At 36.4% G+C, this 12,894-nt stretch carries 11 protein-coding genes and 5 tRNA genes; 15 read left to right on the top strand and 1 reads right to left on the bottom strand.

What is annotated here, in order from left to right; translation table 11 throughout:
• The 8 genes from trkA (at window position 1) to Q0E20_RS00745 (ending at window position 3,957) form a co-directional block, all read left to right on the top strand.
• The gene (gene trkA, locus Q0E20_RS00780) at window positions 1–1,341 is read left to right on the top strand and encodes a Trk system potassium transporter TrkA (protein WP_295994861.1); all 1,341 of its coding nucleotides are present in this window, start codon (window positions 1–3) and stop codon (window positions 1,339–1,341) included.
• Between the two features lie 7 nt (window positions 1,342–1,348).
• Complete coding sequence (locus tag Q0E20_RS00775; protein ID WP_295994858.1) at window positions 1,349–2,836, top strand: TrkH family potassium uptake protein; 1,488 nt, start codon at window positions 1,349–1,351, stop codon at window positions 2,834–2,836.
• A 46-nt stretch (window positions 2,837–2,882) separates the two neighbouring features.
• The gene (locus Q0E20_RS00770) at window positions 2,883–3,479 is read left to right on the top strand and encodes an MBL fold metallo-hydrolase (RefSeq protein ID WP_295994855.1); all 597 of its coding nucleotides are present in this window, start codon (window positions 2,883–2,885) and stop codon (window positions 3,477–3,479) included.
• A gap of 50 nt (window positions 3,480–3,529) precedes the next feature.
• Window positions 3,530–3,605 (top strand) — tRNA-Asp (locus tag Q0E20_RS00765).
• A 5-nt stretch (window positions 3,606–3,610) separates the two neighbouring features.
• A tRNA-Phe gene (locus tag Q0E20_RS00760) sits at window positions 3,611–3,686 on the top strand.
• 7 nt (window positions 3,687–3,693) lie between these two features.
• A tRNA-Gly gene (locus Q0E20_RS00755) sits at window positions 3,694–3,768 on the top strand.
• Window positions 3,769–3,777: 9 nt separating this feature from the next.
• Window positions 3,778–3,852 (top strand) — tRNA-Cys (locus tag Q0E20_RS00750).
• Window positions 3,853–3,868: 16 nt separating this feature from the next.
• Window positions 3,869–3,957 (top strand) — tRNA-Leu (locus Q0E20_RS00745).
• A 291-nt stretch (window positions 3,958–4,248) separates the two neighbouring features.
• On the opposite strand, the gene Q0E20_RS00740 is transcribed toward Q0E20_RS00745, so the two are convergent.
• On the bottom strand, window positions 4,249–6,081 hold the full coding sequence (locus tag Q0E20_RS00740; RefSeq protein ID WP_295994852.1) for a phosphoethanolamine transferase: 1,833 nt from the start codon (window positions 6,079–6,081) through the stop codon (window positions 4,249–4,251).
• 168 nt (window positions 6,082–6,249) lie between these two features.
• On the opposite strand from Q0E20_RS00740, the gene Q0E20_RS00735 reads away from it, so the two are divergent.
• The 7 genes from Q0E20_RS00735 (at window position 6,250) to Q0E20_RS00705 (ending at window position 12,829) form a co-directional block, all read left to right on the top strand.
• A complete protein-coding gene (locus tag Q0E20_RS00735) occupies window positions 6,250–6,999 on the top strand; it encodes a segregation/condensation protein A (RefSeq protein ID WP_366509607.1) in 750 nt (249 codons plus the stop codon).
• A 1-nt stretch (window position 7,000) separates the two neighbouring features.
• The gene (gene scpB / locus Q0E20_RS00730) at window positions 7,001–7,546 is read left to right on the top strand and encodes an SMC-Scp complex subunit ScpB (RefSeq protein WP_295994846.1); all 546 of its coding nucleotides are present in this window, start codon (window positions 7,001–7,003) and stop codon (window positions 7,544–7,546) included.
• Between the two features lie 54 nt (window positions 7,547–7,600).
• Complete coding sequence (locus tag Q0E20_RS00725; RefSeq protein WP_295994842.1) at window positions 7,601–8,326, top strand: pseudouridine synthase; 726 nt, start codon at window positions 7,601–7,603, stop codon at window positions 8,324–8,326.
• Window positions 8,323–9,573, top strand: coding sequence for an NAD(P)/FAD-dependent oxidoreductase (locus Q0E20_RS00720; protein ID WP_295994837.1), 1,251 nt, complete (start codon window positions 8,323–8,325; stop codon window positions 9,571–9,573). The genes Q0E20_RS00725 and Q0E20_RS00720 overlap by 4 nt, the downstream gene beginning before the upstream one ends.
• Window positions 9,574–9,643: 70 nt before the next feature.
• On the top strand, window positions 9,644–10,318 hold the full coding sequence (gene cmk, locus Q0E20_RS00715; protein ID WP_295994987.1) for a (d)CMP kinase: 675 nt from the start codon (window positions 9,644–9,646) through the stop codon (window positions 10,316–10,318).
• 1 nt (window position 10,319) lies between these two features.
• Window positions 10,320–10,940: a 1-acyl-sn-glycerol-3-phosphate acyltransferase gene (locus Q0E20_RS00710; RefSeq protein WP_295994834.1), complete on the top strand. Its 621-nt coding sequence runs from the start codon at window positions 10,320–10,322 to the stop codon at window positions 10,938–10,940.
• Window positions 10,931–12,829 carry a bifunctional 4-hydroxy-3-methylbut-2-enyl diphosphate reductase/30S ribosomal protein S1 gene (locus tag Q0E20_RS00705; RefSeq protein WP_295994831.1) on the top strand — a complete coding sequence of 633 codons (1,899 nt, stop codon included), beginning with the start codon at window positions 10,931–10,933 and terminating at the stop codon, window positions 12,827–12,829. Before Q0E20_RS00710 ends, Q0E20_RS00705 begins: the two co-directional genes overlap by 10 nt.
• Window positions 12,830–12,894 lie beyond the last annotated feature (65 nt).

The raw sequence follows: 12,894 nt of genomic DNA, 5'->3' as shown, positions 1-12,894 counted from the left end.
ATGAAAATTATTGTAGTAGGTGCTGGTAAGGTTGGGTATTCTTTATGTGAAAGATTGGTACAGGATGACCATGATGTTTACCTTATAGATCGTTCTCAGGAGCGCATTCATAATCTTGAAAATATATTGGATGTTAGCCTGGTGTGTGGCAATGGTAGTGATATTCAGCTATTGAATGAAATTGATTTATCAGATGTAGGTATGTTTATAGCTGTTACTGATTCTGATGAAGTAAATATGTTATCTTGTGCGGTAGCTAAAATAGCTGGTGTTCCTTCTACAGTGGCACGAGTAAGAGACACTAATATTATTGATCATATGGATGATAATATGAAGAAACGTTTAGGTGTTGATTTATTTATTAACCCAGAGATGGTAACAGCTCAAGAACTACTTCATATTATTGAAACACCTTCAGCCCTTGATGTAGAAGAATTCGGACAAGGTGCTGTACGTTTAATGGAATTTAAAATTAATAGTACATTTCCTCTCATTAATAAACAATTAAAAGAGCTAAGTTTTCCAGAAGGCGTATTACTAGTTGGTATTTTACGCTTAGGTGAAATGATTATACCTCATGGTGAAAGCATATTATTACCAAATGATAGTGTTTTCTTTTTAGGTTTAAAAGATGGTATTAATGAAGTTGAACAAGAGTGGTTTTCTAATCATGCGACCTTTCACAAACGGGCCGTTATTGTAGGGGCTGGTTTATTAGGTCGAAATCTGGCTATTTTGTTAGAACAAGCTGGATTTACTGTTAAGGTTATTGAAAAAGATATTGAGCGTTGTGAAGCTTTGGCTGCACAAGTGGATAAAGCTATTGTTATCAATGGGGATGGTACGGATTTTGACTTACTAGAAGCTGAAGAAGTTGCTGATAATGATGTTATTATCGTTTTAACTGATGATGATAAATTAAATCTTTTAGTTGCCTTAGTTGGTAAACATATGGGGATACCTAAAACTGTCGTTCGTGTAGGACGCCCTGAATATATTATGCTCATGGAACAAGTCGGTATAGATATTGTATTTTCACCACGATTAATGACGGCAGGTCAAATATTACGATTTGTTCGGAGTGGTGAAGGCGTTGTTTCTATATCTACTTTTGAAGGTGGTAAGGCTGAATCTATAGAAATTATTATTACAGAGCAATCTCCAGTAGCAGGTAAACAACTTAAAGATATTCGACTTCCAGGTAAAGCCTTAGTTGGTGTTATACTTCGCGGTGCCGAAGCTATTGTTCCTCGTGGCAATACAGAACTTTTAGTGGGAGATCATATTGTATTATTCTCATTACCAGAATCAGTTACAAAATTATTAAACTATTTAACATAGGGGTTATATGCGTATACAAATTGTTATGTCTTTAGTAGGCAAATTACTTTATATTTTTGGAGCTTTTCTTATTATTCCATTTATATATAGTATTATATTTGAAACTGCATATTGGTCTTTTGGTTTTACAGCTATATTGTCTGTATTACTTGGCATTTTTCTCGTTATAGGTGGCACTAAAAGTAAGACTTTTAGTTTACGAGATGGGTTTCTTGTTGTGGGTGCAACATGGATACTAACAGTATTATTAGGGGCGATACCTTTCGTTATATCTGGTGTATTAGTTAATCCAATTGATGCGATTTTTGAAGCTATGTCGGGGATTACGGCTACTGGTGCTACGGTTATTTCTGATGTTGACAGTATACCTAAGTCTTTTATTCTTTGGCGCGGATTAATGCATTGGATTGGCGGTATGGGAATCATTGTGTTAATCTTATCGTTTTTACGAAATTTAGGTGCTGATGCTGCTCATTTTTTTAATGCAGAGGCTTCTGTACCCAAACCTGGTGTAGTATTACCACGCATACAATCAATTGCATCAAAATTGTGGACATTATATGTAGTATTTACAATAATATGTTTTATCATGCTTTGCTTGGGTGGTATAGACCCTTTTGATGCTTTAAATTATGCTTTTTCTATTATTGCAACTGGTGGATTGACGCCGACTACAGCTGGTACTTTTTTGTATGGACAAAATACATATATTTGTATTGTGTTTATTCTATTTATGGCTATAGCAGGTGGCAACTTTGCTGTTTATTATAATGTAATTCAAAAAGGATTTTCTGCTTTATTTTCTGATTTTGAAACACGTATGTATTGGCTTGTATTAGCTATTGGTATTTTTATCACTTTTATTTCTCTATATTTTCAATCAAATGCATCGGATATAGGTCAAGCGTTTCAAGATTCTGCTTTCACGTTAGTATCCATTCAAACAGGAAGTGGTTTTGCCGTATCCGATTATGATTTATGGCCTGCTGCAGCTCAAATGATGTTGTTTATATCTAGTTTTTTTGGTGGGTGTAGTGGTTCAACTACAGGCGGGGTTAAGATTATCCGTCTTATCATTCTAATTAAAAGTAGTATTATATATTTAAGAAAAGCCATACATCCAGATATGGTTCAAGTTGTACGTATTAATGGAAAACCATTGCCAGACAAATGGGTACGTATGACTCAACAATTTATATTTTTATACTTAATGATTTACGTTATATCTGTATTTCTTATGTCATGTTTTGGTTTATCTACAGGTGATGCATTACAGATTGTAACTGCATTTCAAAGTAATGTAGGGTTAGCTTTTGGTGGTTATGGTCCAACTGACTCTTTTGCATTATTGCCTTTAGGTGCTAAGGGTGTGGCCATTGTAGATATGTTGTTAGGGCGTCTGGAATTGTTTACGATTTTGGTTATGCTTCATCCACAATTTTGGGAAGGGTACTTTATAAAAAAAGACACTACAAAACGATATAGAATTTTATAGGAGTCTATATGACTTACTGGATTTATTAAGGGGAAAGGGCTGTATAATGGAGATTATAAAACGTCCATTAGGATTATATAAGGCGAATTGTTATATATTAAAAAAAGATAATCAATCCTTAATAATCGATCCAGGGTTTCATAGTCAGCATATAATTGAGATGGTGGGGGATTCTACGCCACTAGCGGTTTTATTAACTCATGGCCATTGTGATCATGTATCAGCTCTTGATGAGATTTGTGAGTATTATAAAATCCCTGCATATCTACATGAAAACGATCATGAATTATTACAATTGATTCGACGTCGACCAAGTGTGTACAAGAAAAAAATGTATACTCAATGTCTTCCTTTAGTAGAAGGAAGACTAGATATTGGACTTTTTCATCTTCAGGTGTATCATACTCCTGGACATAGTGCTGGATCTGTATGCTATGAAACAGAAGGTCATCTATTTACAGGTGATACGATTTTTAAACAAAATGTAGGGAATAGTGATAATTATAATGGTAATGCTGAAGATTTACGTAATAGCTTATATAAAATATTGGCATTAGATGATTCATTATTAGTAGAACCTGGACATAGGGATAGCACTATTTTAAGAGATGAAAAAATCTTCATCATGAATTTTTACATATAGTGTTGACAAAAATCCAGATAACAGATATACTAAGCAAGTACTTTGGATACGGCCCCGTGGTGTAGCGGTTAACATGTCGCCCTGTCACGGCGAAGATCGTCAGTTCAAATCTGATCGGGGTCGCCATTCATGCCTCGGTAGCTCAGTCGGTAGAGCAACGGACTGAAAATCCGTGTGTCGACAGTTCGATTCTGTCCTGAGGCACCATGTACATGCGGGAATAGCTCAGCGGTAGAGCACCGCCTTGCCAAGGCGGGGGTCGCGAGTTCGAATCTCGTTTCCCGCTCCAACTTTATATGGCGGCATAGCCAAGCGGTAAGGCAGAGGTCTGCAAAACCTTTATTCCCCAGTTCGATTCTGGGTGCCGCCTCCATAAAATCGTTACCCATGCCGGGGTGGCGGAACAGGCAGACGCAACGGACTTAAAATCCGTCGGTTAGAAATAACCGTACCGGTTCGATTCCGGTCCTCGGCACCATTAAGACTAACTTCGGTTAGTCTTTTTTTGTATATAAATTCTAACTTTATAATCGAGTAGGTATATATTGCGAACAAACAGAATCTATTAATTAGCGAATGGCTTTGTGGCGTTTGTTGTCGCTATGATGGTACATTTACCAGAACACTTGTAAATGGGGTTGGAGTTACGTCAGAGCTTTTATTGCAACATGATATACAGATTTATACAGAAAAGACTATACAGGAGCTTATAAAGCAAAATAGCGGTGATTGATATATATCAATCACCGCTATTTTGCTTTACGTTATATTATTGCCCTGCATTAACTGGATCATTTGTTAATGGCTGTTCACCTAATAGTGTAGTTAGATTGTGTAAATTAAATCGATAAGCACTATTACTGAAGTCTCGTGTTTTATCATAACGACTGTTTGGAGCATGCATAAGACCAACTAAAGTATCATACAATAAATCATTTGTAAAATATTGATGTTCATGATTATTGAGCGCAGATACAGTTTGTGGATATGCTGCACGATATTGAGGAGATAAGTACATCCAGAATGGAATGTGAGTCATCACAAAATCAAAAGTGTCTGGATTGTGAGATTTATCAACACTTTCACCATGATCAGAGAAGTATACCATGGCTTGAAGATTTAAATTATCTTTACCATAGGTGTAGATTTGCTGTAATAGCCAGTCAGTGTAAAGTTGGCTATTGGCATAGGCTTCAATACCTTCTGGATTAGGGCCTTTTTTCCATTTGCTAAATTCGTGTGGATATCGGTCATTATAATAAATATGACTACCCATAATATGAATTACTATAAAATTATTTTTACTTGAGTCAACTGTTTTTAACAATGGCAATAATGCTTCATCATATAAATCTGAAAAGCCATAAGATTCATGAGCCCATTTTGTTGTATCTGCAGTTTTAGCCATCAAGGAAATAGCTGTATCATATTCGCCAAAAACGCCTTGATTACTAAACCAAGATGTGGTGTAGCCTGCTTTTTTTGCTACATCCAAAATATTAGCAGAATCTAGGAATGGTCGATCATCGTATTGATTGCGCTCTGAAAGGGCACGTTCTAAAGTCGGTACAGTTTGCACGTAGGAAGAGTATGCATGATTAAAGAAGATAAAATCTTTATTGTGATCTCGCATATCCTCTTGCCAAGGTGTGTCATCGTATTGGAATGCTGGATTATAAACCTTCATATAATCACGTGAGCTAGATTCACCAATAACGAGAATGATAGTTCCAGGTGTTTTAGTAGGTGTTGTTTCTTTTGTATCTAAATTAAATGAATCAAATACAAGATGATGATTATCGTTATATTGCTGCATTTCTTTAACATAATTACCGGCAGCTGTCCAGTTAGCTATGATACATGTTTGAGGAAATAAAAAAAATGGTATATAAACAATAAATGCTACCATAGATGCAATAAGTACACCTAATCGTAAAGGTCGTGTTGTATTTAAATCGACGACTCGCTTCATACCTAAATTGCACCAATATAAGAAAAGTGTCCATAAAATAAGGCCTATAACGATGACAATAAGACCAGGAATGCCAGCCGCATTTTTTAAGAAGCCAAAAGCTTCTTCAGGATTTGTCATATATACTGCTAAAAGGCTCGCTGGTGTTAAACAGTGCCAAGTAGTCATATAATATCCAATTTGTAACAAGGGGATAAGACTAAGAAACGATGAAAATAATGCTAATATAGCTGAAGTTATCTTCTGTAGCCGTCCTGTTTGTGTTACTAAGTATTGAATACCTGAAAGTCCCATAAATAGAAGTAAACCAAATAAAAAATCATTGGCAAATTCATAAAAATAAAGAGGTTTTACATAGGACCAGTGAAATAGTAGTGGAAATGTGAGACCCCAAAGTATACCTACAAGACCATATCCTAAAAAAGCACGATGAAATACAGTACAGCTCATAAAGTATTGAAATAAAAACATTCCAACCATTGTTGGCACTGCAAGGATCGTAATATCCTCTACATCAAGTCCTAAGGTAATAGGTTCGTAAATAAAAAATAGTGCAATATAAAGCACTATGCCAATAATTCCGAATCGCAAAATAGGATTTCGGATCAATGATTTCATTGATGCTGACATAATAAATCCTTTCTAAAGGAGCTTACAATAAATATATATTTTTTCTTCACATTATAAGATAGCAGAGAATACTAAAAAATACAATTATATATGCTGTACGTAGAAGAAATCTTTAATTTAGGATATAATTATATGGTTAAAAGTAATATCATTGAGGAATGGGGATTCATGGGGGATTATAATTATAAATTGGATGTATTCGAGGGCCCACTCGACTTACTCTTGCATTTAATTGAAAAACATAAGATTGAAATCACGGATATCCCAATTGTTGAAATTACAAGTCAATATTTAGAATACATTGATAATTGGAATCATTTTGATATTCACTATAGTAGTGAATTCCTTGTGATGGCATCTACATTATTACAGATTAAATCTAGAATGTTATTACCAAAGTCGGAACCAGAACCTGATGAAAGCGAAGATCCACGAGACGAATTAGTAGCTAAGTTAGTTGAGTTTAAAAAGATAAAAGATTTCACTCGTATTTTAATGGAAAAAGCTTCTATTGAATCAAATGTTTTTAGCCGTCCAGAAGAAATGAGTGTGTTAGGGGTAGATAGTTTTTATAATTTAGAATTATCTAAATTATATGATATTTTCTATTCTGTGTTACATAAGCGTAAAGAAACAGAACCAGAAGAGAAGGTTCGTCAAGTAACTGTAGAAAAAGATACATATAGCTTAGAGGATATGATTATCTCCTTGGCCAGTCGTGCTCGTCGTGGAGAGCGGTTAGCCTTTCGTGAATTACTTGTTACTATTGAAACTAGGAGCGGTATGGTAACAATTTTTATGGCCGTACTAGAGTTATTAAAACAACAAGAATTGTCTATGTTTTATGAACATGATGATATAATTTTTATAGCACCTGTTATTGCGTTAGAAGATGATGAAGAAGTAGAGGAGGAATAGCATGGACGTATCAGATTTGGAGGCGGTACTGTTTTCTGCGGTTAAACCTATTTCTATAGATGTTATACAGGATATTTTTGAGCTTTCAAAACAAGAAGCGTTGGAATATGTGGATGCATTATCTTCAGAATTAGAATCTCATAAACGCGGTATACGTGTGCGCATTTCCGCAGCTGGTATTGAGTTGGTGAGTGCGCCGGAGTCGGCCCTTTATATTGGGCATATACGAAGAAAAGAAGATAAATTATCTAATGCAGCTATGGAGACACTAGCGGTTATTGCATACAAACAACCGATTACAAAAGCGGAAATTGAAGAGGTACGCGGTGTTAATAGTGATAAGGTGATTAAACAATTATTGTTTCGTGGTTTGATTGCTGAATTAGGCCATAAGGACACTGTAGGCCGTCCTATTTTGTATGGTACGACTGATGAGTTTTTACGAAGTACCGGGGTCACTTCTATCGATGATTTACATAAAGAGTTGGATACTGTAGAGACTAGTGATGTGATGAGTGTACCAGTAGATCTTGTAGAAAACGAATAAACAATATTGCCTCCTTACAAAATAGGTAAGAGAATATATAGAAAAGGATATATAATGGAACGATTACAAAAATTTATTGCCAGCTGTGGTGTGGCATCTCGTCGTAAGGCGGAAGAATTAATCACGTCAGGTAAGGTACGTGTCAATGGTTGTAAAGTGACAGAATTAGGTATCAAGGTAGATCCTATGAAAGATAAGGTCATGGTAGAAGGTCAATTATTATCTGTTGAGAAACCTGTCTATTATTTAATGAATAAACCGAAAGGTGTCATTACATCTGTTACAGATCCACAAGGGCGGGAAACTGTAATGAATTATATTAAAAATGAAAAACGACGTATTTATCCTATTGGACGACTTGATTTACATACAGAAGGTTTATTACTTTTAACAAATGATGGAGAATTAGCTCAGAATCTTACACATCCATCTAAAGGCGTTGAAAAAACGTATGAAGTCCGTATTAAGGGACGTGTAAATGATGCAGATTTACAGGTTATCGCTAATGGTGTACCTCTTGAAGATGGAGTGACGGCCCCTGCTACACTCGTAGATTTAGGCTTTGATGATCATAATGGAGTTCACGAAGTGGAAATTACTATTCATGAAGGCCGTAATCGACAAGTACGTCGTATGTTTGAACATTTTGGATACCGAATTCATAATTTAAAACGTATTGCGTATGCTGGACTAACCTTAAGTGGTGTTAAGCGCGGTGGTGTTCGTCAATTAACACAGCGAGAAATAAATTCTCTTAAAGGGCTAGGAGCTTCTAAATGAAGCGCGTCGTAGTTATCGGTGGTGGCGCAGCAGGTCTGATGGCAGCTGTCATCGCAGGGAGAGAAGGAGCGAAGGTAACGCTTTTAGAAAAAATGAACTTCGTAGGTAAGAAAATGGGTATTACAGGCAAGGGGCGTTGTAATATTACGAACGCTTCAAATATGTCTGAATTTATAAAAAACACTCCTGGTAATGGTAAGTTTTTATATGGTGCTTATGAGCGCTTTACAAATGAAGATTTGTTACAGTTATTACATGATGCTGGTTTAGAAACGAAAGTAGAGCGAGGCGGTCGTGTATTTCCTGCTTCAGATTCTGCATTAGATGTACGAAATACTTTTATGAAGCTTATGAAACACTACGGTGTAGATGTTCATCTTGAGGAACCAGTTAAGAAAATTTTGGTTGCTGACGGTGTTGTTACTGGTGTTGTGACTGATAAAGAAACCTATCACGCTAATGCCGTGGTCATTGCTACAGGAGGTAAGTCATATCCAGCTACTGGTTCTACTGGTGATGGATATATACTGGCAGCTGAAGTAGGACATAAGATTACTGACATTCGACCTTCTTTGGTACCGATTGTAACAGAAGAATCGTGGGTAAAAGATCTAATGGGGCTTAGCCTACGGAATGTTGAATTATCTGTAGTAGCTAAAAATAAGGTACAAGCAAAAATGTTTGGGGAAATGATGTTTACCCATTTTGGCATTACAGGGCCTATCGTCTTGTCACTTAGTCATACGGTGGGTAAGTTAATGCGGAAGAAAAATATCGGTGTTATAGGTTTAGATATCAATTTAAAACCCGCATTGTCTCCAGAGACATTAGATAAGCGATTACAAAAAGATTTTGACCTTTATTCTAAAAAACAATTACTTAACGGTATGAAAGATTTGTTACCAAGTCGATTGATTCCATTGATTATTGAATTGGCCGGTATTGCCCCTCAAAAACCTATTAATCAGATTTCAAAGGAAGAACGTCAACAACTTGGTTATATGTTGCAACACATGCCTTTAACAGTGAAAGGTTTGCGTCCTGTAGAAGAGGCTATTGTTACAGCTGGTGGCATCTCTCTTAAAGAGTTTAATCCTAAAACAATGGAATCTAAGTTAGTAGAAGGCTTATATGGTGCTGGTGAAGTATTAGATATTGATGCCTTTACAGGTGGGTATAATTTACAAGCTGCTTTTTCCACTGGATATGTAGCGGCTATGCATATCACTCACCCTGAAGCGTTTTAATAAGGTCATGTAACGCTGTATGATTGAATAGTATAATTAAATAAATTTTATGAAAGTGATACAGGGAATTATGAATACACATAAAATTGCCGTCGCTGTAGATGGCCCAGCAGGCGCTGGAAAATCGTCTATTTCTAAAATAGTAGCAAAGAAGCTTGGTTATTTATACATTGATACAGGCGCTATGTACCGTTCTGTTACATGGGCTGTATTGTATAATCATATTGATGTAAATAATCAAAAGGCAGTGGAAGCATTATTACCGGAATTAGACCTGACTATGGAGGCAAGTGATGATTTGTGTAAGGTTTTTATTGCTGGAAGAGATGTAACTGACTTTATCAGAACGCCACAAGTGAACAATGCTGTTTCTATAGTGGCTTCTTATAAAGGGGTACGTCAATATTTAGTTGAACGACAACGGATTATGGCTGAGGCCGGTGGTGTTATACTAGATGGCCGTGATATTGCTTCTGTTGTATTGCCTAATGCAGAGCTCAAAATTTATTTAACAGCTTCTGTTGAAGCTCGTGCTATGCGTCGCTATTTAGAAGTAAAAGGTACATCTAATGAGCAAACGCTAGAAGATATTAAAGATAGCGTTATGCAACGTGATGATATGGATAAGAACCGCAAAGAATCACCATTGATTCAAGTAGAAGATGCTGTATTGGTTGATTCTAGTGATATGACATTTGATGAAACTGTGGAACATATATTACATCTAGTACAGGAGCGAATTTAAAATGAACAAATTTTCTACATGGCTTTGGCGCACAGCCTTTTGGTTGCGCTATAAGGTTGGCTATGGATTAAAGGTATATGGACGCGATAATTTTCCGATGGATGGACCTGTTATCGTAGTACCAAATCATTTAAGTAATAATGATCCTTGTATAGCGGGTTATTCGTTGCCACGGCACGTTCATTTCATGGCAAAACAGGAATTGTTTGTAAATCCAATTTCAAGATTTTTCTGTACGTGGCTTGGTGCATTTCCTTTAAACCGTGGAGCTATAGATAAGATAGCAATTCGTCATGCTTTGGGATTGTTAAAGAATAATAAAGTATTAGGGATTTTTGCAGAAGGTAATCGTCAAAAAAATGGTAAATTAGGACGCTTTCACGATGGGGCTGCATCCATTGCATTGCGTACAGGAATTGGTATTACCCCAGTTGCCATTATCGGCTCTCATAATATGAAGAGAAACCAAGTTGCTTGTATCATTGGTAAACAGGTACCAGTTAGTAAAGCTAAACCGACACCTGAGGCTATTAAAGAGGTTAATGATCGCGTAAAGGGTGAAATTCAACGCATGATTGATTCCTATCATGAAAATCGTATAGAGGAGACGTTATGGAAATAATTTTGGCTGAAAATCATGGTTTTTGCTATGGTGTAAAACGAGCTGTTGAAATGGCCAATGAAGCTGCTGATAGTAATAATAAAAGCTATACACTGGGCCCTATTATTCATAACCCACAAGTAGTTGGTCGTTTAGAAAGTAAGGGGGTCAGCCCGATTCAAGAGGTATCGGATATTGATGAAGGAACTATGATTATTCGATCTCATGGTGTGGGTCCTGCAATTTACGAAGAAGCTGAAGAGAAAGGCTTAAACATCTTGGATGCCACTTGTCCACATGTAAAAAAAGCTCAACAAGATGCGAAATCTGTTATCGAAGATGGTATGACACTAATCATATTAGGCGAAAAGAACCATCCTGAGGTTAAAAGCATCAATTTGTGGGCAAATAACAAAGGAATAATCATAGAAGATGAAGAATCCGCCAGAAATCTACAAGTTGTTGAAAAAATGGGCGTAGTTGTTCAAACGACCTTTTCACAATTTAAATTTAACAGTATAATAGAGATATTAGAGAAAAAATCTAAAAATCTTAAGATTTTCAAAACGATATGCAATGCAACTCAGGAACGTCAAAATTCTGCCGTTGAATTAGCTCGTAACGTAGATCTTATGATTGTGATAGGTGGTAAGAACAGCGGTAATACGAACCGATTGGCAGAGGTTTGTCGAGACGTTGGATGTACAACATATCACATTGAAACTTCTACTGAATTACAACTGGAATGGTTTAACCGAGTACAGACGGTAGGAGTAACAGCAGGAGCATCGACTCCCGACTGGATTATTAAGGAGGTCATTGAGACAATGAAAGATTTTGCAGAATTATTAGCAGCAGAAGGTCAAGAAGAATTTAAGAAAGGAAACGTTGTAGAAGGTCAAGTAGTACAAGTTGAAGATGAACGCGCATGGGTATCTTTTGGCTACAAAACTGAAGCAATTTTGAATAGAACTGAAATTTCTTATCCAGCACCAAACTCTGCCAAAGATGTGTTGAAAAATGGTGATGAAATTAAAGCAGTTATCATGAACCACATCAAAGAAGATAATCCTATTTATCTTTCCATGACTCGTTTGGCTAAAGATGAAGATTGGCAATATGTTATCGAAGCTCAAGAAAAAGACGAACCTATCGTATGTAAAGGTATCGATGCTATCCCAGCTGGCTTGGTGGTAACAGTAAAATCCCTTCGTGGTTTCATTCCATTGTCCCAAGGTGATGTGCATTTCGTAAAATCTTTGGACAACTTGGTTGGTACTGAATTCGAAGCAAAAGTTCTTGAAATCGATGAAAAGAAAAACCGTTTGGTTCTTTCTCGTCGTGCAGTACTTGAAGTGGAACGTCAAGCAAAATTAGCTGAAGCATTGAAAAATATCAACGTTGGTGAAAACTATAAAGGTATCGTTCGTAAAATCATGCCTTATGGTGCATTCGTAGATATCGGTGGTATCGAAGGTTTACTTCATATTTCCGACATTTCTTGGCAAAAAATTAAAAAAGTGGAAGATGTTCTTTCCGTTGGCCAAGAAATCGAAGTTAAATTACAATCCTTCGACCCTGAAAGCAACAAATTATCCTTGTCCTTGAAAGCTTTAACTAAGAGCCCATGGGATGTTGCTGAAGAAACTTTACATGTTGGTGATGTAATCACTGGTAAAGTTGTTCGTTTGGTAGCTTACGGTGCATTTGTAGCTGTTAACGATGATATTCAAGGTTTACTTCACATCTCTCAAATTACAAAACAACGTAATGCGAAAGTTGAAGATTACTTGAACCGTGGTCAAGAAGTTGAAGTTAAAATCATTTCTCTTAACAAAGATGAAAAGAAATTGGGCTTGGCTTTGACTGAGTTGATGGAAGCAAAAGAAACAGAAGAAGACGCTGAATAATTCAGAATCTTTTAGTGAGGCTAATCAAGGTTTTCCTTGATTAGCCTTTTTGCGTACAATCCCTT

It is taken from the genome of uncultured Veillonella sp. (genome assembly GCF_934230905.1).
Taxonomy (GTDB): Bacteria; Bacillota; Negativicutes; order Veillonellales; family Veillonellaceae; genus Veillonella.
Note: the sequence above shows the minus strand (reverse complement) of the source record. Positions and strands in the feature narration are given on the sequence as shown.